At 67.6% G+C, this 22,001-nt stretch carries 23 protein-coding genes; 12 read left to right on the forward strand and 11 right to left on the reverse strand.

Translation table 11 applies throughout. From position 1 onward, the window contains the following. Nucleotides 1–112 precede the first annotated feature (112 nt). A complete protein-coding gene (locus ACSQ9A_RS27905) occupies nucleotides 113–562 on the forward strand; it encodes a hypothetical protein (protein ID WP_436306076.1) in 450 nt (149 codons plus the stop codon). Here the strand turns inward: ACSQ9A_RS27905 and leuB are convergent, their stop codons facing one another. From leuB to ACSQ9A_RS27925, 4 genes are read right to left on the reverse strand one after another with little or no spacing between them, the layout of a single operon-like run. Further along, complete coding sequence (gene leuB / locus ACSQ9A_RS27910) at nucleotides 563–1,642, reverse strand: 3-isopropylmalate dehydrogenase (RefSeq protein WP_436306077.1); 1,080 nt, start codon at nucleotides 1,640–1,642, stop codon at nucleotides 563–565. A gap of 35 nt (nucleotides 1,643–1,677) precedes the next feature. Next, nucleotides 1,678–2,271 carry a 3-isopropylmalate dehydratase small subunit gene (gene leuD, locus ACSQ9A_RS27915; RefSeq protein ID WP_436306078.1) on the reverse strand — a complete coding sequence of 198 codons (594 nt, stop codon included), beginning with the start codon at nucleotides 2,269–2,271 and terminating at the stop codon, nucleotides 1,678–1,680. A 2-nt stretch (nucleotides 2,272–2,273) separates the two neighbouring features. Beyond that, nucleotides 2,274–3,701 (reverse strand): 3-isopropylmalate dehydratase large subunit, encoded by a 1,428-nt coding sequence (gene leuC, locus ACSQ9A_RS27920; RefSeq protein WP_436306079.1) that lies wholly within the window; start codon nucleotides 3,699–3,701, stop codon nucleotides 2,274–2,276. A gap of 10 nt (nucleotides 3,702–3,711) precedes the next feature. Further along, a complete protein-coding gene (locus tag ACSQ9A_RS27925) occupies nucleotides 3,712–4,689 on the reverse strand; it encodes a Bug family tripartite tricarboxylate transporter substrate binding protein (protein WP_436306080.1) in 978 nt (325 codons plus the stop codon). A gap of 115 nt (nucleotides 4,690–4,804) precedes the next feature. On the opposite strand from ACSQ9A_RS27925, the gene gcvA reads away from it, so the two are divergent. Continuing rightward, on the forward strand, nucleotides 4,805–5,713 hold the full coding sequence (gene gcvA / locus ACSQ9A_RS27930) for a transcriptional regulator GcvA (RefSeq protein WP_436306081.1): 909 nt from the start codon (nucleotides 4,805–4,807) through the stop codon (nucleotides 5,711–5,713). Here the strand turns inward: gcvA and ACSQ9A_RS27935 are convergent. After that, nucleotides 5,706–5,957, reverse strand: a complete 252-nt coding sequence (locus tag ACSQ9A_RS27935) for a hypothetical protein (RefSeq protein WP_436306082.1) — start codon at nucleotides 5,955–5,957, stop codon at nucleotides 5,706–5,708. The genes gcvA and ACSQ9A_RS27935 overlap by 8 nt on opposite strands. A gap of 59 nt (nucleotides 5,958–6,016) precedes the next feature. On the opposite strand from ACSQ9A_RS27935, the gene ACSQ9A_RS27940 reads away from it, so the two are divergent. Beyond that, nucleotides 6,017–6,415: a VOC family protein gene (locus ACSQ9A_RS27940; RefSeq protein ID WP_436306377.1), complete on the forward strand. Its 399-nt coding sequence runs from the start codon at nucleotides 6,017–6,019 to the stop codon at nucleotides 6,413–6,415. Between the two features lie 14 nt (nucleotides 6,416–6,429). Then, on the forward strand, nucleotides 6,430–6,849 hold the full coding sequence (locus ACSQ9A_RS27945) for a DUF4189 domain-containing protein (protein WP_436306083.1): 420 nt from the start codon (nucleotides 6,430–6,432) through the stop codon (nucleotides 6,847–6,849). 46 nt (nucleotides 6,850–6,895) lie between these two features. Here the strand turns inward: ACSQ9A_RS27945 and ACSQ9A_RS27950 are convergent, their stop codons facing one another. Then, nucleotides 6,896–7,843, reverse strand: a complete 948-nt coding sequence (locus ACSQ9A_RS27950; protein ID WP_436306084.1) for an alpha/beta fold hydrolase — start codon at nucleotides 7,841–7,843, stop codon at nucleotides 6,896–6,898. A 65-nt stretch (nucleotides 7,844–7,908) separates the two neighbouring features. Next, nucleotides 7,909–8,295: a hypothetical protein gene (locus ACSQ9A_RS27955; RefSeq protein ID WP_436306085.1), complete on the reverse strand. Its 387-nt coding sequence runs from the start codon at nucleotides 8,293–8,295 to the stop codon at nucleotides 7,909–7,911. Nucleotides 8,296–8,618: 323 nt separating this feature from the next. Here ACSQ9A_RS27955 and ACSQ9A_RS27960 point away from each other — a divergent pair, with 323 nt between their 5' ends. The 3 genes from ACSQ9A_RS27960 (at nucleotide 8,619) to ACSQ9A_RS27970 (ending at nucleotide 10,511) form a co-directional block, all read left to right on the forward strand. Next, the gene (locus ACSQ9A_RS27960) at nucleotides 8,619–8,891 is read left to right on the forward strand and encodes a DNA-directed RNA polymerase subunit alpha C-terminal domain-containing protein (protein ID WP_139191690.1); all 273 of its coding nucleotides are present in this window, start codon (nucleotides 8,619–8,621) and stop codon (nucleotides 8,889–8,891) included. A 156-nt stretch (nucleotides 8,892–9,047) separates the two neighbouring features. Next, the gene (locus ACSQ9A_RS27965; RefSeq protein WP_436306086.1) at nucleotides 9,048–9,536 is read left to right on the forward strand and encodes a RidA family protein; all 489 of its coding nucleotides are present in this window, start codon (nucleotides 9,048–9,050) and stop codon (nucleotides 9,534–9,536) included. Between the two features lie 36 nt (nucleotides 9,537–9,572). Further along, nucleotides 9,573–10,511 carry a 3-hydroxyacyl-CoA dehydrogenase family protein gene (locus ACSQ9A_RS27970; protein WP_436306087.1) on the forward strand — a complete coding sequence of 313 codons (939 nt, stop codon included), beginning with the start codon at nucleotides 9,573–9,575 and terminating at the stop codon, nucleotides 10,509–10,511. A 13-nt stretch (nucleotides 10,512–10,524) separates the two neighbouring features. Here the strand turns inward: ACSQ9A_RS27970 and ACSQ9A_RS27975 are convergent, their stop codons facing one another. Continuing rightward, nucleotides 10,525–11,808 carry a LysR family transcriptional regulator gene (locus ACSQ9A_RS27975; protein ID WP_436306088.1) on the reverse strand — a complete coding sequence of 428 codons (1,284 nt, stop codon included), beginning with the start codon at nucleotides 11,806–11,808 and terminating at the stop codon, nucleotides 10,525–10,527. Between the two features lie 154 nt (nucleotides 11,809–11,962). Here ACSQ9A_RS27975 and ACSQ9A_RS27980 point away from each other — a divergent pair, with 154 nt between their 5' ends. From ACSQ9A_RS27980 to ACSQ9A_RS28000, 5 genes are all read left to right on the forward strand, one after another. After that, the gene (locus ACSQ9A_RS27980) at nucleotides 11,963–12,991 is read left to right on the forward strand and encodes an amidohydrolase family protein (RefSeq protein ID WP_436294222.1); all 1,029 of its coding nucleotides are present in this window, start codon (nucleotides 11,963–11,965) and stop codon (nucleotides 12,989–12,991) included. Nucleotides 12,992–12,993: 2 nt separating this feature from the next. After that, a complete protein-coding gene (ligK, locus tag ACSQ9A_RS27985) occupies nucleotides 12,994–13,686 on the forward strand; it encodes a 4-carboxy-4-hydroxy-2-oxoadipate aldolase/oxaloacetate decarboxylase (RefSeq protein WP_436306089.1) in 693 nt (230 codons plus the stop codon). A 10-nt stretch (nucleotides 13,687–13,696) separates the two neighbouring features. Continuing rightward, nucleotides 13,697–14,983: a gallate dioxygenase gene (locus ACSQ9A_RS27990; protein ID WP_436306090.1), complete on the forward strand. Its 1,287-nt coding sequence runs from the start codon at nucleotides 13,697–13,699 to the stop codon at nucleotides 14,981–14,983. Then, nucleotides 14,980–15,960 carry a Bug family tripartite tricarboxylate transporter substrate binding protein gene (locus ACSQ9A_RS27995; RefSeq protein ID WP_436306091.1) on the forward strand — a complete coding sequence of 327 codons (981 nt, stop codon included), beginning with the start codon at nucleotides 14,980–14,982 and terminating at the stop codon, nucleotides 15,958–15,960. The genes ACSQ9A_RS27990 and ACSQ9A_RS27995 overlap by 4 nt, the downstream gene beginning before the upstream one ends. Before the next feature lie 69 nt (nucleotides 15,961–16,029). Further along, entirely contained in the window at nucleotides 16,030–16,689 is a 660-nt protein-coding gene (locus ACSQ9A_RS28000; RefSeq protein ID WP_436306092.1) for a substrate-binding domain-containing protein, read from the forward strand. A 6-nt stretch (nucleotides 16,690–16,695) separates the two neighbouring features. Here the strand turns inward: ACSQ9A_RS28000 and ACSQ9A_RS28005 are convergent, their stop codons facing one another. From ACSQ9A_RS28005 to ACSQ9A_RS28015, 3 genes are all read right to left on the reverse strand, one after another. Then, nucleotides 16,696–19,131, reverse strand: a complete 2,436-nt coding sequence (locus tag ACSQ9A_RS28005) for a PepSY domain-containing protein (protein ID WP_436306093.1) — start codon at nucleotides 19,129–19,131, stop codon at nucleotides 16,696–16,698. Between the two features lie 20 nt (nucleotides 19,132–19,151). Beyond that, nucleotides 19,152–21,266: a TonB-dependent siderophore receptor gene (locus tag ACSQ9A_RS28010; protein ID WP_436306094.1), complete on the reverse strand. Its 2,115-nt coding sequence runs from the start codon at nucleotides 21,264–21,266 to the stop codon at nucleotides 19,152–19,154. 144 nt (nucleotides 21,267–21,410) lie between these two features. Further along, nucleotides 21,411–22,001 (reverse strand): phosphonate degradation HD-domain oxygenase, encoded by a 591-nt coding sequence (locus ACSQ9A_RS28015; RefSeq protein ID WP_436306095.1) that lies wholly within the window; start codon nucleotides 21,999–22,001, stop codon nucleotides 21,411–21,413.

A 22,001-nucleotide genomic window follows, 5' to 3' on the forward strand; every position in this document is an offset into this window, starting at 1 on the left:
AAAGTCGTCATCGCGCGAGCTAGCCATTGAGCACCCGAAGGTCGTCATCGCGCAACTCGCCGGCGGCGCGCTACGATCCACATCGCGCGACACGCGTTCGGCAGGAGGTGGTATGGCAACGGCAGCAAGGTCGGATGGCAGCGGCACCGCGGACTTCGGCGCGGGGCGTTCCTCGTGGTGGAACTGGCCCCTGCAGCAGTGGCCATGGCCGGCTGGCGCGCCGCAGCAGCTGAGCCAGCCGATCAACTCGGGCTGGTCACTGGTCAGCGTGACCCACAACAACTCGTCGGCACCCGACATCGAGCGCGACGTGCTCCAGCAGCACAGTTATGGCCGCCAGATCGGCCGGCTGATGGACGCGGTCTCGGCGCTGGCCGAAAAGCTGCCGCCCAAGGAGAAATCCGACAAGCGCATCGCCGACTTCGAGACGCTGGCGCGCGAGGTCGAGCGCATCAAGCAGAGCGCGCGGCAGCCGCGCGTCGAGCGGCTGCAGAAAGAACTCGACGCGCTCAGGCGTGAAGATCCGAACGCCTACCGGCAGTTGAAGGCGAAGCTGCCATAGTCAGCCGGCCGCGCGCCGAAGCGCCGCCACCACCGCCTCGCCCATGTCGCGCGTGCCGACGCGCCGGCAGCCCGGCTGGAAGATGTCGCCCGTGCGCAGGCCTTCGGCCAGCACCGCGCGCACCGCACGCTCGACGCGCTCGGCCTGCTCGGCGAGGCCGAAGGAATAGCGCAGCAGCATCGCCATCGAGAGGATGGACGCGAGCGGGTTCGCGAGGTCCTTGCCGGCGATGTCGGGCGCGGTGCCGTGCACCGGTTCGTAGAGGCCCTTGCTGCCGGCCGCCATCGAGGCCGAGGGCAGCATGCCGATGGAGCCGGTAAGCATGGCGGCCGCGTCCGAGAGGATGTCGCCGAAGATGTTGCCGGTAACGATCACGTCGAACTGTTTGGGCGCGCGCATGAGCTGCATCGCGGCCGCGTCGACGAACAGGTGCGTGAGCTCGACGTCGGGATACTCGGCGCCCACGCGCGTGACGACCTCGCGCCAGAGCTGCATCACTTCGAGCACGTTGGCCTTGTCGACCGAGCACAGCTTGCGCCGCCTCGCCCGCGCGGTGCGGAAGGCGACGTGCGCGATGCGCTCGATCTCGGGCTCCGAATAGCGCATGGTGTTGAAGGCCTCGCGTTCGCCCCGGGCGTTGGTGCCGCTGCCGCGCGGCTCGCCGAAATAGACGTCGCCGGTGAGCTCGCGCAGGATCATCAGGTCCAGGCCTTCGACGATCTCCGGCTTGAGCGTCGAGGCGCCGATCAGTTCGGGGAAGAGAAAGGCGGGACGGAAGTTGGCGAACAGGCCGAGTTCCTTGCGTAGCCGCAGCAGGCTTGCGCCCGGCCGCATGGCAAAGGGAATGGCCTCGTCGCCGGGCATCCCGGCGGAGCCGAACAGGATGGCGTCGGCACGGCGCGCGATCTCGCTGGTGGCCGCGGGCAGCGGGTCGCCGGCGCTGTCGATGCCGGCCTGGCCGATGGGCGCCTCCACCAGTTCCACCGCCTGGGTCGGGCCGAGCACGGCCTTCAACACCTTGACGGCCTGGGCCGTCACCTCGGGACCAATGCCGTCGCCGGCCATCACTGCGATCTTCATCTTGGGGACACTTCTTTCGTTGAGAGGAGGGAGGGTCAGGCGCCCGCGCGAGCGCGCTCGAAAGCCTCGATGCGCGCGGACTGCGTCAGCGTGTAGTCGAGCTCGTCAAGGCCTTCGAGCAGGCAGTGGAGCGCGAAGGGATCGATCTCGAACGAAGCGCGGCTGCCGTCCGGCGCCGTCACGCTTTGCGCCGCGAGATCGATGCAAAGCCGCGCGCCGGGCCTGGCTTTCAGGGTGGCGAGCAGACCGCCGACGAGGTCTTCGGCCAGGCGCACCGGCAGCAGCCCGTTCTTGAGCGCGTTGGAAAAAAAGATGTCGCCGAAGCTGGGCGCGATCACGGCGCGGAAGCCGCCGTCGACGAGCGCCCACACCGCATGCTCGCGCGAGGAGCCGCAGCCGAAATTGCGGCCGGCCACGAGGATGCGCGCTTCGGCATAGGCGGGGTCGTTGAGCGGGAAGTCGGCGCGCAGCGCGCCCTCTGCATCGCGCCGCACGTCGCGGAACAGGAAGTCGCCGAAGTTCGCCGAGCGGGGCTTTTGCAGATAGAGCGCCGGCACGATCTGGTCGGTGTCGATGTTGATGCGCGCGAGCGGCGCGGCCACGGCATCGAGCCGGTTGAAGGCTTCCATGCTCAATGCTCCTTCTGCATCAGGCCGCGCACGTCGGCGAGCCGGCCGGTCACGGCAGCGGCGGCAGCCATGGCCGGGCTCATCAGGTGCGTACGTGCACCCGGCCCCTGGCGGCCGACGAAATTGCGGTTGGAGGTGGAGGCGCAGCGCTGGCCCGGCGCGACCTGGTCGCCGTTGGTGCCCAGGCACATCGAGCAGCCCGCGTAGCGCCACTGGAAGCCGGCCGCGCGGAACACCGCATCCAGCCCCTCGGCCTCGGCCTGGCGCTTGACCAGCCCCGAGCCGGGCACCACCCAGGCCTCGACGCCCTCGGCCACATGGCGCCCGCGCGCCACGGCGGCGGCGCTGCGCAGGTCTTCGATGCGGCCGTTGGTGCAGGAGCCGATGAACACGCGCTGCACCGCGATGTCGGTCAAGGCCTGGCCGGCCTCGAGGCCCATGTAGGCGAGGGCGCGGCGCATGGCCTCGCGCTTCTCGGCGCCGGCCGCGTTCGCGGGGTCGGGCACGCGGCCCGAGATGGGCAGCACGTCCTCGGGGCTGGTGCCCCAGGTGACCATGGGCGCGATGTCGTCCGCATGCAGCGAGAGCTCGCGGTCGAAGCGCGCATCGGCATCGCCGGGCAGCGTGCGCCAGCGCGCCACGGCCTGGTCCCAGGCGGCGCCCTGCGGCGCGTGGGGCCGGCCGGCCAGCCAGGCGAAGGTGGTGTCGTCAGGCGCGATCATGCCGGCGCGCGCGCCGGCTTCGATCGACATGTTGCACACCGTCATGCGCGCTTCCATCGAGAGGGCGCGGATCGCCTCGCCCGCGTACTCGATCACGTGGCCGGTGGCGCCGGCGGTGCCGAGGCGGCCGATGACGGCGAGGATGATGTCCTTGGCCGTCACGCCCGCGGCTAGACGGCCCTCGACGCTGACGCGCAGCGTGCGCGGCTTGCGCTGCCACAGCGTCTGCGTGGCGAGCACGTGCGCCACTTCCGAAGCGCCGATGCCGAAGGCCAATGCGCCGAGCGCGCCGTGCGTGGAGGTATGGCTGTCGCCGCAGACGATCAGCATGCCCGGCAGACTCAAGCCCTGCTCGGGGCCGACCACGTGCACGATGCCCTGGCGCTCGTCGTCGAGGCCGAAGAAGCGGATGCCGGCGGCGGCGCAATCGTCCTCGAGCGCCTGCGCCATCGCGCGCTTCTCGGGGTCGGCGATGCGGCCGAGCGCGCGCGCGTCGGTGGGCACGTAGTGGTCGGGCGTGGCGAAGGCGCGCTCGGGCGCGCGGACCGTCAGGCCCTTCTGCCGCAGCATTTCGAAGGCCGGCGCCGAGCCGTCCTGCACCAGGTGGCGGTCGACGTAGAGCAGGCTCTGGCCGTCGTCGCGCTGCATCACGACGTGCTCGGCCCAGATCTTGTCGAAGAGGGTGCGTGGGGGCGTGTTCGATGTCATCGGTTCTGGATCAATCGAGCTTGGCTCCAGAGAGCTTGACGATCGACTCGTAGCGCTTGATCTCGGAGACGATGAACTGGCCGAACTCCTCGGGCGTGCCGCCGCCGATCTCGGCGCCGAACTCGGCCATGCGCCGCTTCATGTCGACCGACTGCAGCACCTGGTTGGCCTCGGCATTGAGCTTGTCGATGACGGGCCGCGGCGTGCCCGCCGGCGCCATGAGCCCGTACCACGAAGAGGCATAGACGCCGGGGAGGCCCACTTCGTCGAAAGTGGGCACGTCGGGCAGCGCGGGATTGCGCTTTTTCGAGGCCACCGCGAGCGCGCGCATCTTGCCGCTGGCGATGAAGGGCAGGCAGGTGGTGGTGTCGAGCATCAGCGAGATGTGGCCCGCCACCAGGTCGGCCTCGGCCGGCGCGGTGCCCTTGTAGGGCACGTGCACGATGTTGATCTTGGCGGCGCTCATGAACTGCACCGCCGCCAGGTGCTGCGAGGAGCCGACGCCGCCGGAGCCGTAGTTGAGCTTGCCCGGATTGGCGCGCGCCATCTCGATCAGCTCCTTGGCCGTCTTGACCGGCGAGGAGGCCGGCACGACGAGGATGTTGGGCACGTTCGAGACGTAGACGATCGGCGCGAAGTCCTTGATCGGGTCGAAGCCCAGCTTCGAATAGAGATGGATGTTGACCGCGTTGGGACTGATCGAGCCCATCAGCAGGTTGTAGCCGTCGGGCTTCATGCGCGCCGCGAGCTCGGTACCGATGTTGCCGCCCGCGCCGCCGCGGTTGTCGATCACGATCGGCTGGCCCAGCTTCTGCGCGATCGGCTCCGAGATCATGCGCGCGGTGGTGTCGACGCCGCCGCCCGCGGGCCAGGGCACCATCAGCTTGATCGGCTGGTTCGGGTAGCCGGCGGCTCCTTGCTGGGCTGCCGCGAGTCCTGCGGCGGCGAGCAGGGCCGCCATCATGCAGACATGCGCTTTCTTCATCATCGCGTGGTCTCCTGTCTTTGTAGTGGAGGCCATGCTATTTGCCGCAGCCCGGCGCAGCAATCACAATTAAGGCATGCGGGGCATGATCAAAACTCATGCCTCAACCTCAACTTCCATGTCACGACGTCTGCCCCCGCTCAATGCCCTGCGCGCCTTCGAAGCCGCGGCCCGCTGCGGCAATTTCACGCGCGCGGCCCAGGAGCTGTGCGTCACCCAGGGCGCGGTGAGCCGGCATGTCGCGACGCTGGAAGGCTGGCTCAAGGTGCAACTCTTCGAGCGCGGCCGTCATGGCATCGCGCTCACGCCGCCGGGGCAGGCCTACTTCGGCACCGTGCGCGCGGCGCTGGACCAGATCGACTACGGCACGCGCCAGTTGCAGGCCAGCCCCGACGAGCGCTGCCTGCGCATCAAGCTGCCGCCCACCTTCGCGATCCGCTGGCTGGTGCCGCGGCTCGCGCGCTTCCATGCGCTGCACCCGCGCATCGACGTGCAGATCACCACCTCGCACCAGCGCGCCGACTTCGCGCGCGAGGAGGTGGACGTGAGCATCCATTCCGAGCCGAGCCCGCCCGCGGGGCCGGGCGTGCGGCGCCTGTTCGGCGAGACACTGCTGCCGGTCTGCGCGCCGGGTCTGCTGCAGCGCGGGCCACCGCTGGCGCGGCCGGCCGACCTCGCGCGCCACGTGCTCTTGTGTTCGATGAACCGGCCCAAGGACTGGCCGGCCTGGCTGGCGGCCGCGGGCGCGCCGCAGATCGACGGCAACAGCGGCCTCAAGTTCGAGAACGCCGCGCTGGCCTACCAGGCGGCAGCGGACCAGCTGGGCGTGATGGTCGCGCTGCACGCCTTCGTGCGCGACGACCTGGCATCGGGCCGCCTGGTGGCGCCGTTTGCGCTGCAGGTGGAAACGCCGGGCGCCTACTACCTGGCCTACCGCAGCGAAGCGCCGCTGCCCGAGCGCGTGCAGGCCTTCGAAGCCTGGATCGTGCAGGAGGCCGAGGCGATGTCCCGGGCGGGCCCTAGCTGAGAACGTCCAAGCTGCGCAGGATCCACGACAGCTGGCAGACCAGATTCGCCGCCGCGAGCCCCGCGTGGAAACGCCGGTTCGCCGTATAGGCCGCGACCCCCGCCAGCGCGAGGTAGCCCCCGATGTGCAGCGGGTACTCGAGGCCGAAGCCGGCGAAGTACTGGCGCCCCTTCAAGAAGGTGTCGACCGCGTCGAACACGATCGAGATCGCGAGCAGGCCGAAGAACCATCGGCGCCGCGACATGCCGCTACGTCAGAATGCAGCTCCCATTTCTCTGATCACCCGTGCCGCAGGAGCCTCTGTTGTTTTCACATGTCTTTGTGAGCGTGACCGATTTCGAGCGCGCGTTGACCTTCTACAGCGCCGTCATGGACAGCCTCGGCATCGAGCTTCGGTTCTGCGAGCGCGAGAAGCCATGGGCGGGCTGGCACAGCGCCGGGCGCGCGCGGCCGTTCTTCGTGATCTGCAAACCCTACGACGGCCAGCCGCATGAGGCCGGGAACGGTCAAATGATTGCCTTCGCTGCCGCCGACCGGGCCAAAGTCCACGCTGCACATCAGGCAGCGCTGGAACATGGCGGAAGCTGCGAAGGACCGCCCGGGCTCAGAGAGCAGTACCACCCGAACTACTACGGCGCCTACTTGCGCGACCCGGATGGAAACAAGCTCTGCGTCGCATGCCACGAACCCGCGGCGAGCTAGCGGTCCGCTGCTCCATGAGCCTTCCATCACGCGTAGCCCGCATGCTCGGCGCGCTTGCGCTGCCGTTGTGCTGCGGCCTGACAGACATCGCCGTCGCTCCGGCGCATGCCAACCCCGGCCAAGGCCCGAGCTGGGGCGCGATCGCGTCCGTGCACGGGTGGTACGGCTACTCGATCAACCACCCATCCCGCGGCGCTGCGGAGCTTGCGGCACGCGCCCAGTGCGATCGCGCGGCGGGCCGCTCCGGCCCCTGTGTCGTGCGCGCGTACTTCGATCGCTCCTGCGGCGCTCTCGCGACGGGCAACTTTGGCGAATGGGGCACGGCCATCGCTTCCACCGCAGCCGCCGCGGGCAAGGCGGCCGCCGGGCAGTGCGACAGCCATCTGCCGACCGAGCCTTGCAAGGTGGTCGTCAGCGTCTGCTCGCCGCGCTGAGCGCGGCCTCGCGTGAGCCGGGTCGAAGCGACATTCAGAGCTTTTCTCACCTGCTGCTGAAGGAGGCCTGAATTTCTTCGATTGTTTGTTTTGGGTCTTGGAGATGCGGATAGTGCCCGAGATGGGGGAGAAGAGTGAATTCGATATTGGCCTTCTTGGCGAACTCGACGCCCATCTCCTTGTTGATATAGAAATCCTTCTCACCCCAGATGACCTTGACGGGCGTCTTGAGCCTCGCCAGATGGGACTCGAAATACTCCTGATCCCTGGTGAAGTGTGAGTAGTAGTGATAGAAGGCATCCGCCGAGGTGAGGCCGTCTTGACTCCATCCGCGCAGCATGTCGTCCTTGAGTTCCGGGGACAGATCGAACTGCTCATTCTTAGGCAAGCCTCTTCTGAAAGCGTTCTCCAGAATCTCGTCGCGATTCCTGTTCATCGAGGCATGAATCAAATCGGACGATGGCTTCGACTTGAGGCCCTGCAGGTTCTCGTGCATGTACTGAGGCCGGTCGAATGGCGCAAAGTCGCCCACGATGATCGTCCTCGCGATACCCGGCTCTTCCAAGGCGAGAAGAAGCGCCGGCAGGGCACCGATGTCCGTGGCGTAGATGACCAGTCTGGATCTGTCGATGCCTGCCTTGTCGATGTATGCCTTCAGCACACGCGCATAGTCTTGCGGCGCGTAAGAGAACTTGTCCGCCGGCAGTCTTGATGAAAGACCGTAGCCCGGCCAGTCGAAAGCATGGACTTCGTAGTCCTTGCCGAGCACCAGGGAAATATCCTTCCAGGCATGGAGAGTCTCCGGAAAGCCATGCAGAAAAAGCACGACGCCTTTCGGCCTTGCAGTGTGAACGACCATCCGCCTGAGCTTGATGTCGGAAGTCGCCTCTATGAATCCGATTTCTGCTTTTGAAGCTTGCTCGCGAGCATGTCGGGTGCATCCAACGAGAACTGAAAAGCCAAGCGCAAGAACAGCGATCAGTACTTTCTGCATGGATGCTCGCGACATACGCAAGGTCCTTCTTGAAGCTGGCCTCAACCCGGCGCAGGCGAAGCGCATCAAAGATAGCGCACCTCGGCCACGACCGGCGCATCGGCCTGGTTGGTGTCCGCGTTGGCGTAGGCGCCGCCCTGGCGGAACCAGTAGCGGCATCCGGTGCGGCCCAGCACCTTCACGCAAGTCTGCCCGTCCTCACGGATGCTCCACGTGCCCGCGGCCCGGCCGAGCCCGCCTACGGCTTCCACCGTTCCGTCGGCGCGGAATTCCCACTGGGAAAGCTTTCCGCTCGCGATGTTCTTCGACACCACCGTCTTGCCGAGCAGGCTGGCCTCGATCTCGGCCTTGCTCAGGTAGGTGCGCTCTTCGGCGAAGGCCGCGCCCGGCAGCAGGATGGCGAATGTCGCGAGTGCGGCGAAGGCGAACCGGATGTAGGAGGAACTGCGCATGATGTCGGCCTTTCGTCGATCGCAACCCGTGTCGCAATCGGGTTCGCCATGGCCGCTAATTTTGGGGATTCGCCTCCTTCGGCACGAGTAAGCAGCGCACGCGTGGCATGTGACACGGTTCACATGAGGTGAGGTCGCACGCGCATGCCTCAGGGACAACCCTGCTCATTCAGCAGACAGTTGTCGATGTTTCAGGCAGTTGATTTGTCCGCATTTCCAACACGGTGCGGCCATGCCTTCGCGAGCCTCCGGGAAAGGAGGGTGCACGAGCGCAGGCACGGCATGTGCACTGTCAAGCGGCATCCGTTGCCACCCGCCCGCCCATGCCACAAGCAGAACCGTCCAGCGAAACCCTTCTCGACGCCGACATCGCGATCCTCGGCCTTTCCTTGCGAGCCTCCAACGTGCTGCGGCGCCACGACCTGAACACAGTCCGCGACGTGACGCGCGTATCGCCCCGGAAGCTGTTTGTCATGACGCGACTGGGACGCCGGTCGGTGGCGCAGATCGCTTCGAGCGTGGAGCGCCGCGGGCTGCGGCTTGCGGACGATGGGAGGAGGGAGCCGGGCGCCGTTACCGGGGCTGCGCAGCGGTGAGCGACGGGGTTCGGTCGCGGCCACCGCCTGCGCGCACTGATCAAGTCGGTCGCACGACCGAACATCCACCTGTTGCGCATCGACTTCGCACGTTCTGTATCTGTTCTTCCCCGCACTGCGCGACGAAGATGGAACCCCGTTCAAACGAGAGGTTCCATGACAACACTGACCCGCAGCCAGATTGCCAATCAGATCGCGGCCGAACTGGGGCATGGCTTCGACGGTGAGATCCGCATCGGCGGCCACTACGTGTCCGCCGTGCGTGATGGCCGCACGGTCTACATCAGCGGGCAGGTGCCGCGGGTCGGCAGCACAGTGATGGTGACCGGCCGCGTCGGAGAACAGGTCTCGCTCGATGAGGCGCGGAAGGCTGCGCAGATCTGCGCGCTGCGCGCCCTCGCCATCCTGCGCCAGACCCTCGGCTCGCTCGATGCGATCGAGAAGATCCTGCGCATCGGCGTGTTTGTGCAATGCACCGCCGACTTCACGCAGCAAAGCGAGGTGGCCGACGCAGCCTCGGATCTGATGCACCGTGTCTTCGGCGAGGCCGGCGTGCACACCCGCACCTCCGTCGGCGTCTACGCCCTGCCGAAGAATGCGGCCGTGGAACTGGACATGATCGTCGCCGCGCGCGATGCACTCTAGAACGTGATCCGGCCAACGAAGAATCAAGGTGTGTGCATGAATGATCGAAGCGCGGTGGTGGTCGGGTGCGGAATCATGGGCTGCGATATTGCGGCCATCTTCCTGGCCGGCGGATGGTCGGTGCAGCTCGTGGGGCACAGTCCCTCGAAGTGGGCGGGTGCGCAGGAGCGCGTCGCGAAGTCTGTCCAGCAGCTGGGCTCGGAGCAAGAGTCCGGATCACTGGTATTTCACTCCCGGATCGAAGACATCTCATGGGCCAACGTCCATATCGTGCTGGAGTCGGTCACGGAAAATATGGAGATCAAGAAGTCGATTTTTTCGACCCTGGACAGGCTGGCTCCTGCGGGCGTGCCAATGGGGTCGAATAGCTCCAGCATGCGCATCACCGACATCTGTGCGGGCCTGAAAACCGCAGAGCGCATGGCGAACACCCATTTCTTTCAGCCCGCGCACCTCGTCCCCTTGGTGGAAATCGCCAAAGGCGAACGCACTGAAGCATCGACATTGGATGCGCTCCACCAGGTGTTCCGCTCGCTGGGAAGAGCGCCGGTGCGCGTGAATCGCGACGTTCCAGGCTTCCTCGCCAACCGCATCCAGCACGCGCTGATGCGGGAGGCTTTTGCCGTCATCGACGAGGGGCTTGCAACGGCCGAGGACGTCGATGTCGCTGTTCGGTTTGGATTCGGATTCCGCTATGCAGCTGCCGGCCCGATGTTGCTCAAGGAGTTCGCGGGCTTCGATACCCAGCACGCGGCGGCAACCGTCATCTATCCGTCGCTCTGCAATGACAGCGCCCCCGGAAAGACGCTGACGGATCTGGTGACGCGCGGGCGCTTCGGCGTCAAGGCGAAGAAAGGTTTCAGGGATTGGACGGACGAAGCCATCGCCGAAGAGTGCCAGCGGTATGAGACCGCACTGATGCAGGCGGCCAACATCCTTGTTCTCGGCAGGCCGCACGCCGACGAACCGAGCTGAGCATGGCGTCGGATCAACGCGGAGCGCGGAAATCGGGGGATCGAGCCACCACCGCTCTGATCTCTTGCATCAACGCTCGCGCGCCCGGTGAGGGGAATGCGCCCAGACGCTGCGTGAGACCGATCTCGCGGCGCGTCCGGTCAAGGGGGAAGTTCAGTACGACCAGGCTGCGGTCGCGAATCTCGTAACGCAGCTGGTGCGCAGAGATCGCGGTCAGCATGTCGCTTTCCAGCAGCAAGCCGCGCAGCACCGCGAGATCGCCGGTCTCGACGGCAGGCATCGGCGGCGCCTGCCGCGCTTCCGAGAAGAAGCGCTCGAGCAACTCGCGCGACGGCGAGCCGTGCCGCGAGAGCGCCCATCTCGCCTGGCGCAACGCATCGAAGTCGATGCGCGCGGCGCGTGCGAGCGGATGGCCGGCGCGTGCGATCACCGAAATGCGATCCTCGAACAGCGCTTCCTGCTGCAGGTCCTTCGCCTCGTCGGCGCTGCGCAGTGCGCCGAGGATGAAGTCGATGTCGCCGCTGCGCAGCGATGCTGCCAACGCGTCGTATGGGCTCTCGACCGTCGCAACGTGCAGTCCCGCGTGACGCACGACCAGCGAAGCAATCGCGAGCGGCAGGATCTGTGTACGGCCGAGCGGAAGCGCGCCGACGTTCACGCTCCCCTGCAGCGTTCCTTCGCTGGCGGCGATGTCCGGGCCGATGTGGCGCAGTTCCGCAAGCACCCGCTTGAAGTGGAACGCGACGATCTCGCCCGCCGGCGTCGGCGACAGCCCGCGCGTCTTGCGATCGAAGAGCGCGACACCGAGCCCGCCTTCGAGGTCCTTCAGCGCGCTGCTGATGGCCGGCTGCGTGATCCCGAACTCGCGCGCGACCGCAGGCATGTTGCGCTTCTCGACGAGACTCGCGACCACCGCGAGACGTCGGCCGTTCAGTATCGACGTGAACAGCGGGTGGAGGTCGGCGGACGCGCCGATGCCGCCGCGTGCGACGAGCCGGGCTCGTGCGTCTTCGAACTCGCGCTCGATGCGGTGCGCACGCGCCAGCACCAGCTCGCCGTACGAATTCAGCGCCATTCCGCGCGGGCGTCGATCGAACAGCGGCCTGCCCAGCCCGCTTTCGAGTTCAGAGATGGAGCGCGTGACGCCCGAGGCCACGCGGTACAGCTCATCCGCGGCCCCGGCGATGCTGCCGGCCGCGGCCACGGCCGAGAACGCGCGCAGGTGCCGCAGGTTGATGCCGAGCGCGCCGCTGTGTGCCCTGTCGATAACTTTGTGTCTCTGATGGTCGGGCTTCACCGGCAAATCTTCTCTCTCCAAAGGAGTTGATGAATCTCGGTGTAAACCCTAGCAGATAAAGAAGTCTGATGGCAAGGCAAGCCGAATTCACGCCACGCAGCGGCGCCGGCAACCACACTTGGCGCAATGACGTCATCAACCGACTGGATTGCAAATGATCATCGACTGCCATGGCCACTACACCACTGCTCCCAAGGCGCTGGAGAACTGGCGCAATCAGCAGATCGCGGGCATCAGGGATTCCGCGCTGAAGCCCCGCGCCTCGGATTTGAAGATCAGCGACGACGAGTTGCGCGAGTCGATCGAGGGCAATCAGTTGCGCCTCATGAAGGAGCGCGGCAGCGATCTGACGATCTTCAGCCCGCGCGCGAGCTTCATGGCGCACCACATCGGCGACTTCGAGATTTCTTCCGCTTGGGCGGCCCTATGCAACGAGCTGTGCTTTCGCGTCAGCCAGTTGTTCCCTGATCACTTCATCGGCGCGGCCATGCTGCCGCAGTCGCCGGGGGTCGATCCGCGCACCTGCATCCCGGAGCTGGAGCGCTGCGTGAAGGAGTACGGCTTCGTCGGCCTCAACCTCAACCCCGACCCTTCGGGTGGCCACTGGACCAGCCCCCCACTGTCCGACCGCCACTGGTACCCGCTCTACGAAAAGATGGTGGAGCACGACATCCCGGCGATGGTGCACGTGAGCACGAGCTGCAATGCCTGCTTCCATACCACCGGTGCGCACTACCTGAATGCCGATACCACGGCCTTCATGCAGTGCCTGACGTCGGATCTCTTCAAGGACTTCCCGACGCTGCGCTTCGTGATCCCGCACGGCGGCGGCGCGGTGCCCTACCACTGGGGCCGGTTCCGCGGCCTGGCGCAGGAAATGAAGAAGCCACTGCTGAAGGACCACCTGCTGAACAACATCTTCTTCGACACCTGCGTCTACCACCAGCCGGGCATCGATCTGCTGACGCGCGTGATCCCGGTCGACAACATCCTGTTCGCCAGCGAAATGATCGGCGCGGTGCGCGGCATCGATCCGGAGACCGGTTTTCCCTACGACGACACGCGGCGCTACATCGACGCCACGCCCATGCTCGACGACGCGGCGCGCCACCAGATCTACGAAGCCAACGCGCGCCGGGTGTATCCGCGCCTCGACCGCGCCCTCAAAGCCAAGAGCCTTTGACCATGACCACACTCCATCAACTCGGCGTTGTCCACCGCAGCGTCACGCGCGCCGACCCGGCCGCTGTCGAAAAGCTCTCACGCTTCGGCGTCTCGACCGTGCACGAGGCGCTCGGCCGCCTCGGCCTGATGCAACCGCGCATCCGCCCCATCTATCCCGACGCGCGCTTCTGCGGTCCGGCCGTCACCGTACTGCTGCAGCCCGGCGACAACTGGATGCTGCATGTCGCGGCAGAGCAGATCCAGCCCGGCGACGTGGTGGTCGCGGCCTGCACCAGCGACAGCACCGACGGCTTCTTCGGCGATCTGCTGGCCACCTCCTTCAAGGCGCGTGGCTGCAAGGGCCTGGTGATCGACGGCGGCGTGCGCGACGTGCGCGATCTCACAGGGATGAACTTCCCCGTGTTCAGCCGCGCCATCCATGCAAAGGGCACGATCAAGGCGACGCTGGGCTCGGTCAACGTGCCGGTGGTGTGTGCCGGCGCCCTGGTGCATCCGGGCGACGTGGTGGTGGCCGACATCGACGGCGTGGTGGTGGTGCCGGCTTCGCGCGCGCAGCAGGTGGCCGACGCGGCCGAAGCCCGCGAGTCCAACGAGGGCAGCAAGCGCGCGCGTTTCGCCGCCGGCGAGCTCGGCCTGGACATGTACGCCATGCGCGAGCCGCTGGCCAAGGCCGGCCTGCGCTACATCGACTGAGCGCAGACACATGGCTCGCATCATCGGCGCCGTCGCCTGCTCGCATACGCCCACCATCGGCTTCGCTCTCGACAAGAGCAAGCAGCAGGACCCGGTCTGGGCGCCCATCTTCGAGGCCTTCGAGCCCGTGCAACGCTGGCTGGAAGAGCGCCAACCCGACGTGCTGTTCGTCATCTACAACGACCACGTCAGCTCCTTCTTCTTCGACCACTATTCGGCCTTCGCACTCGGCGTCGGCGAGCGGCACGAGGTGGCGGACGAGGGTGGCGGCGCGCGCGATCTGCCTGCTCTGGCCGGCCACGCGGCGCTGGCGCGGCATATCGGGCGCTCGCTGGTGGCCGACGAGTTCGACATGTCCTTCTTCCAGGACCGGCCGCTGGACCATGGCGTGTTCTCGCCGCTGTCGCTGCTGTGCCCCCACGAGCCGGCATGGCCGACACCGGTCGTGCCGCTGCAGGTCGGCGTGCTGCAGTCGCCCGTGCCATCGGCGCGGCGCTGCTGGCGCCTGGGGCAGGCATTGCGGCGCGCGATCGAAAGCTATCCGGAAGACCTGAAGGTGGCCATCGTTGCAACGGGCGGCCTTTCGCATCAGGTGCACGGTGAGCGCGCCGGCTTCAACAACACAGCCTGGGATGCGCAGTTCCTCGACCTGATCGAGAACGACCCGGTCCGGCTCACCGAGATGACCCAGGCCGAGCTGGCGACCCTGGGCGGCCTTGAAGGCGCGGAAGTCATCATGTGGCTGGTCATGCGGGGCGCCCTTTCGTCCAACGTCCGCAAGACGCACCAGAGCTACTACCTGCCTTCGATGACCGGCATCGCCACCGCGATCTACGAGAACCTGGCGAGCCCGCCGGTCGCCGGCGAGGCGAAGCGGCATCGTCGCCGCATCGATGAGCAATTGGCCGGCGTGGAAGCGCTGGAGGGCACCTATCCGTTCACGCTGGAGACCAGCGTGCGCGCCTTGCGTCTCAACAAGTTCCTGCACGGCATGACGCGCCCCGAGCGTCGCGCCCGCTTCCTGGCTGACGAAGAGGGCGCGTTCGAAGCGGCCGAGCTGACCCTGCAAGAGCGCGAACTCGTACGCCAGCGCGACTGGCGCGGATTGATCCACTACGGCGTCATCTTCTTCATGCTCGAGAAGCTCGGCGCCGTGCTCGGCGTTTCCAACCTTCACATCTACGCCGCCATGCGCGGCCAATCGCTGGAAGCGTTCCAGCAAACCCGCAACGCGCCTGGCGCACTGTATTCGGTGGCCGGCAAGGACGCGGCGCCCCAAACCTGGAACAAGTCATGAAGATGCTTTCCCGCCGCCACCTGCTCGCCCTGGCCGGCCTGCTGGCGATCGGCGCGCCATTCAGTGCCGGCGCCGCCGATGCCTACCCGACCAAGCCCATCAAGATCATCGTCGGTTACAGCGCCGGCGGCGCGGTCGACCTGATCGCGCGCTCGGTCGGCCAGCGCATGGCCACCATCCTCGGCCAGCCCATCATCGTTGAGAACAAGCCGGGCGCCGGCACCAACATCGCGGTCAAGGCGCTCATCGCCAGCCCGCCCGATGGCTACACCCTGATGCTGGCAGCCAACGCACTGGCCGTGAACCCCACGCTGTTCCAGCCGGCGCCCTACGACCTGGAGCGCGACGTGACGCCGGTGTCCTTGGTCGCGCGGGTGCCGGTGGTGGCTGCGGTGCGCGAGGACTCGGAGTGGAGGACCCTGCAGCAGCTGGTGAGCGCTGCCAAGGCCAAGCCCGGTACCCTCAGCGTCGCCACGCCGGGCAACGGTTCCACGCCGCACCTGGCCATGGAGCTGTTCCAGCACACCGCCGGCGTATCGCTGCGCCACGTGCCTTACAAAGGCGGCGCACCGGCTATCACCGATGTGATCGGCGGGCATGTGGACGTGGTCGCGGTCAATGCGCTCGAAGCCTCGCCGCTGGCGAAGGCCGGCAAGCTGCGCGTGCTGGCACTGATGAGTCCCGAGCGCGCAGCGGTGCTGCCCGGCGTGCCGACGGTCGCCGAGTCGGGCTATCCAGGCTTCGAAGCCAGCGTCTGGTACGGCTTCGTGGCACCGGCAGGCCTTCCCAAGCCGGTGCTGACGAAATTGCATGAAGCCGTGCAGAAGGCGCTCGAGTCGCCGGAAGTACGCGACCAGCTCGCCGCGGCCGGCGGTGTTCCCTTGCCCGGTGCGACCGAGCGTTTCGACAAGCTGCTCAAGAGCGACGCCGTTCGCTACGGGAAGCTCATTCGCGAGGCCGGCATCAAGCCGGATTGACATGTTCTCTCGCCTGCCGGCTCGTTGGCACCCATCACCATGACGACTTCGATCCGAGGCATCTGCTCGATGGCAACGCGAGCTCTGCTGGACGAGCTGGCGGCGATGTATTCACGGCTCACCGGGGTGCCGGTCTCCTTCCTGCCGGTCGGCGGTGTCGAAGCCGTACGGCGCGTGTCCGCCGGCGAGCCCTTCGACGTGGTGGCGCTTGCCTCCGACGCCATCGACAAGCTGGTCGCCGCAGGCAAGGTCGACGCGGCCGGCAAGCTCGACTTGGCCCGCTCGGGCGTCGGCGTGGCGGTGCACGCGAGCGCCGAGCGACCCGACATCTCCACGGAAGATGCGCTGCGCAGCGCTGTGCAGGGCGCCGCGAGCATCGCTTATTCCACCGGCCCGAGCGGCGTCGCATTGATGGCATTGTTCGAGCGCTGGGGCATTGCCGGCGAGATCCGGAGCCGACTGGTGCAGGCGCCGCCTGGCGTGCCGGTCGGTTCGCTGATCGCGCGCGGCGAGGCCGCCCTGGGATTCCAGCAAATGAGCGAGCTGATCGGCATCGAAAGGATCCGATTGATCGGCCCCTTGCCACCGGAGATTCAGATCATCACGATCTTTTCGGCCGCTCCGGGCATCGGCTCCGCGCAGCCCGCCGCCGTGCGCGCGCTGCTCGATTTCATGATCTCGGCGGACAGCGCCGAATCAAAGCGCCGCCATGGCATGGATCCGGCCTGAAGGGGCTCAATACACGTCGCGCCGATAGCGGCCTTGCGCGATCAGCTCGTCGAACCCGGCCGTTCCCAGCACTTCCCCGAGAGCCGCGTCCACGCCGGGCGCCATGCCTTCGAGGCTGCCGCACACGTAGACGAGCGCGCCATCGGCGATCCAGCGCCGCAGTTCGTCCGCCGCTTCGCGCAGGCGGTCCTGCACGTACCTGCGCTCGGGCTGGTCGCGCGAGTAGACGAGGTCGGCGCGCGCCAGCATGCCGAGCGCCTGCCACTGCGCGACCTCCGCGGCGCAGAAGGCGTCGTGCGCGGACTGGCGTTCGCCGTACACCAGCCAGTTGCGCCCGTGGCCGCGCCGCACCCGCTCGCGCAGGTGCGAACGCAGGCCCGCGAAGCCGGAGCCGTTGCCGATGAAGATGCAGGGCAGGTTCTCGTCTACGAGCGCGAAGCCGGGGTTGGCGACCAGCCGCATCTCGATGCCGGCATCGAGCGGCGCGCCGGCGGTCAGCCAGCCGGATGCGACGCCCAGGCCGTTGTCGTGGCGCACCTGCCGCACCAGCAGTTGCACGCAGCCGTCGGCAGCGATCGAGGCCACCGAATAGCTGCGCGGTGCCAGCGGCGCAAGAGGAGGACGGGCATCGGCAGTGCCGTTCGGATGAGGCGGCAGCACCTCGACCAGCGCGCCCGGCGCCCACGCTGGCGCGCCGGCACGATGCAGCTCGATCTCGAACAGCGGATCGCCCTGGCTGCCATCGTTCTGCAGGCTGCGGCGCACGAGCCGCCAGGCTTCGAAGGGACGCTCGGCAGAAGAGGCCGGATGCGAGGGCCACGCAGCACCCCGCACATCGAAGGCCTCGGCGATCGACCGCTGCCAGCGCCCGATGGCTTCGGGATTGCCGTTGTCGACCTCGACCATCGGAAACAGCGCCTGCGCCCCCTGGCTGCGCAGGTCGTGATCGAGCTTCCGGCCGAAGCCGCAGAAGGTGGCGTAGTGCCAGTCGCCGAGTGCCAGCACGCCGTAGTGCACGTGCCGCAGCTGCGAGCCCGCCTGCTGCGCGAACTTGCGCGCGAAGACGCGTGCGCTGTCGGGCGGATCGCCGTCGCCGAAGGTGCTGACGACCCACAGCACCTTGCGGAAGTGCAGCAGCGCATCGACGCTCAGCTCGGCCAGGGTCTTGACCACGGTGCCGACGCCCGCCGACTGCAGCGCGGCCGCGGTCTGCAGGGCGACGCGCTCGGCATGGCCCGTCTGCGTGGCGAAGGCGATCAGCACCTGCTCCGCGCCCTGCGCGGCGCCGCTTCGGCCGCGGCTGAGCCGCGCGCGCTCGGCGCGCACCGCTTGGCTTGTGCGGCGGCGGCCGAGGTACAGCATCCAGCCGGTGATCGCGAACAGCACCAGGCCCAGGCTGGCGAGCATCATCAGGATGCGACCCGGCAGGCCCCAGTAGGTGCCCATGTGCAGCGGATAGATGCTGTTTACGAGACGTCCGGCCAGCGGCGTGTCGGCATAGCGCTCGTGCTGGCCTGCCTCGCCGGTGGCGGCATGCAGGTAGAGTCGGTTGCGCGCGCGCTCGTGCTCGGGCGCGGCGCGCAGGTAGGTCGCCTCGACCTGCGTGGCATTGCGCGCCGGCAGGCGCAGCGTGACCTGGCTCCAGTCACCGCCGGTCGTTTGCTGGAAGGACAGCCACACGCGCTGCAGGTCAAGCCGGACGGGGGCGGCGGCATTGGCGGCGCCGCCCTGCATCCGCTGCGTCCGCGCGGCGCGCCCAACGCCTGCCGCGTCGTCGACCAGCGAGCGCACCCCATCGAAGGCCCAGTAGATGCCCGTGAGGCCGGACACCAGATAGGCCAGGAGCGCGATCGTCCCGGCCACGGCATGCAGGTTCCACAGGAAAACACGGCCGCTTTGCGCGAAGTCGATCCGCAGCCAGCTGCGCCACGCGAGCGGCCGACGCGGCCAGCGCAGGTACAGGCCCGACAGCGCGAGCACCAGCAGCGCCGCGGCCAGCGTGCCAGTGACCGGCTTGCCGGTGTCGCGCGGCATCAAGAGCCAGCGATGCAGGCTTTCGACGAACTCGAAGAAGGCATCGCCGCGCGGCTCGGGCAGCAAGGCCGCGCTGAAAGGATCGACCAGGCGCGTTTCGCCGCGGCGTTCGCCGGGCGGGGGTGCGAAGTTCACGCGCGCCGGCCGGCCCGGCTCGGCGTAAAGCGTCAGCGTCAGGACGCGGTGGCCGGGCTCTGCGGCCTGGAGTTGGTCGAGCAGCGCCGCCGGGACCAGCGGCATCGCTGCGGCTTGCGCCGGCACGCGGTGCAGCGCCGGATTGAGCAGGTCGACGATCTCGGCGCGGAACGAAAGCACGGCGCCGCTCAAGCCGATGACGGCCAGCACCGTCCCGGCCGTGATGCCGATGAACCAGTGGATCTGGACCCAGATGCGCCGAAGAAGAGCCATCGCAGAAGCCGCCGTCTTCTTCAGAGATCGATCTTGAGCGTCGCCTTGACGCTGCGCGGCGCGCCCACCGCCAGCCGTGTGCCGGCGGCTGCCCAGTAGCGCTTGTCGCCGACGTTGTCGACGTTGAGCTGCCACAGCGTTCGCTTGCCGAAGAGCTGCGTGACGTAGCGCGTGCCGAAGGCGAAGATCGTGTAGCCGCCGATGAAGCCCTGGTTCAGGTCGTCGATCGGGCGCCGGCCCGTGTAGTAGGCGCCGCCGTTGACCGAGAGCCCCGGCACCGCCGCGATGTCGTAGGAGAGGAAGGCGCTGGCCGTGTGCTTGGCCGTGTTCTCGGGCATCTTGCCGTTGTACTGGGCGTTGATGTCGCGGAACTCGGCGTCGAGGGCTTGCGCCGACAGCTGCCAGGCCAGCTGGCGCGTCAGGCGTCCCTGCGCCGAGAGCTCGATGCCTCGGTAGTTCTGGCGGCCGTCGGCGACGAAGGTGTTGGCGCTGTTGGTGTAGGCGCCGGGCCGCTCGATGTCGAACAGCGCCGCCGACAGCAGCGTGCCCGTGCCGGTCAGCCAGCGCAGGCCGAGCTCCTTCTGCTTGCTCACGCCCGGCGGCATGCGGTTGTTCTGGTTGGCGGTGCCGGCGGGTGCGACCTCGCCTTCCTCGACGCCTTCCGCATACGAAACGTAGGTCACGAGATCGGGCGTGAACTTGTAGCTCAGCGCGGCCAGCGGCGTGGTCTTCTTCACGTCGTAGTCGATCTGCGGCAGCGTCGAACTGGCGAACTGCGTGCTCTCGAAGCGCGTGTGCCGCACGCCCGCCACCAGTTGCCATTCCGGCGAGAAAGTGATGCGGTCGAGCGCGTACAGGCCCAGCTCCGTGCTGTCCTGCGCGCCGGTGGTCGGCTGTGTCGGCAGTGCGGTCAGCGGCAGGAAGCCGATGGCGCGCGGGAAGTACAGGTTCTGCGCGGTGGTGGCGCCGCCGTAGTTGCGCTGGAAGATCGGGTCCTGGGTCTTGTCGCTGCGCGCGACGCCCAGCGTGAGCTCGTGCTGCACGCCGCCGGTCGCGAAGGTGCCGAACAGCTCGCTGCGCAGCAGGTCGGAGCTTTGCTCCAGGTGCTGCACGTTGCCGGTGATGCGGCCGGCGCCGGTGCGCACGTTGTAGTTGCCGAACATCGCGAGCCGCCGGTCGCGCTCGGCCTCGGAATGCCCGGCTTCCACCATCAGGGCCCAGTTGTCGCTGAGCGAGTAGTCGGCGCGCAGCTGGGTGTTCGTGACTTCGGCTTCGAAGGTGGCCCAGGGCGGACCGATCAGCTTGTGCGGGTCGGGCAGGGCCGGCAGCGCGATCGCGCCGTTGACGGCGGCCAGGCGCGTGATGCCGGCCTGCTCGGTGATGCTCTTGCGGTAGTGCTCGAGATCGGCCTTCAGCGTCAGGCGGTTGTTGACGCGCCAGTCGAATGCCGCCGACAGGAACTTGCGGTTGCCGTCGACGCCCTCGATCGGCGAGCCCAGCTGTCCGCCGGCCGCGTTGATGCGCAGGCCGTACTGGTTCTGGTCGCCGAACTGCCGGCCCACGTCGGCGAAGCCCTGCGCCGTGCCGTGGTTGTCGAAAGTCATGCCGAGCGTCGCGACCGGCGTGCCGCCGGCGCGCTTGGTCACGAAGTTGACGACGCCGGCCGGCGAGGTGAAGCCGTAGTAGAGCGCCGACGCGCCCTTCAGCACTTCGACACGCTCCTTGTTCTCCATCGGGATCTCGGACACGTTGGGAATCGCGAGCGAGCCGTTGAGCCGGTAGTTGGTGCGGTTCTCCACCGCGATTCCGCGGATCACGAGCTGGTCGAAGGTGTCGCCGCCGTTCTGCTGGCGCGTGACGCCGGCCGTGTTGCGCAGCACGTCGTAGATGCTGGCCGCGCCCTGCAGCTCGATGACTTCGCGCGTCACCGTGTTGACCGTGGCCGGCACGTCCATGATGCTGGCGCCGCGGAAGGTGCCGGCTTCGACGGTGTTGGCGACGAAGCCGCTGGTGCGGTCGGACTGCACGGTCACGGCGCGGAGTTCGTCGCCGGTATTCGAGGGAGAGGGGGCGGCCTGCGCGCAGGCCAGCTGCGCCGCCAGCGCGAGCGGCATCGAGACGAAAAACTTGTGCATGGGAACGCAAGCCGACGGGCGACGATCCCGGCGACGACATCAGGAAAGAGAGATTGAGACCGGTCGATTGTAGGCGACAGAATGAGAATTATTCTCATATCTGACACCCGAAAGCGCGTCCGGCTCGCTCGATCGGCGAGCCGTCTACAAGGCCGTGAGCTTCTCGCGCGCAGGCTGTGCCTGAGATGCCAGCGCCTGGGCGATGCGCATGTAGTGGGCGAGCGGCGGCGTGGCCTGGCCCGGCACCTTGGCCGAGTCGTCGTAGCGCCGCAGGCGCACGGCCTCGGCCGCGAAGGGTTGCGTCATGAAGCGTTGCGCTTCTTCAGGCGTATAGACGCCGCCCTGCAGTTCGAGGCTGCGCTTCGATGCCGGCGACAGCGTGTCCCAATAGCCGGAGTCGATGGCGCACAGACAGCGCTTGGCATCCACGTGCAGGCGGATCGGCTCCAGCACGGCCGGCGCGAACAGGCCGCGCAGGAAGGGCAGCGCGATGTACTGGTGCAGGTCGTCGCGCTGCTGCTGCGCACGAGCCACCTCGTCCGCGCGTTCCGCTGCGAGCAGGTGGCCGAAGTCGTGCAGCAGGGCTGCGACCACGGTCTCGGATGTTTCCTCTGCTTCTTCGGCGAGCTGCGCGCACTGCAGCGCGTGCTCGAGCTGGCTCACGGCCTCGCGCCCGTACTGGCGTTGCCCTTTGGTGCCCAGCAGGCGGGTGATCTCTTCGACGGTCAAAGCCAT

Source organism: Variovorax sp. LjRoot290 (assembly GCF_964253985.1).
In the GTDB taxonomy this organism is placed as follows: Bacteria; Pseudomonadota; Gammaproteobacteria; order Burkholderiales; family Burkholderiaceae_C; genus Variovorax.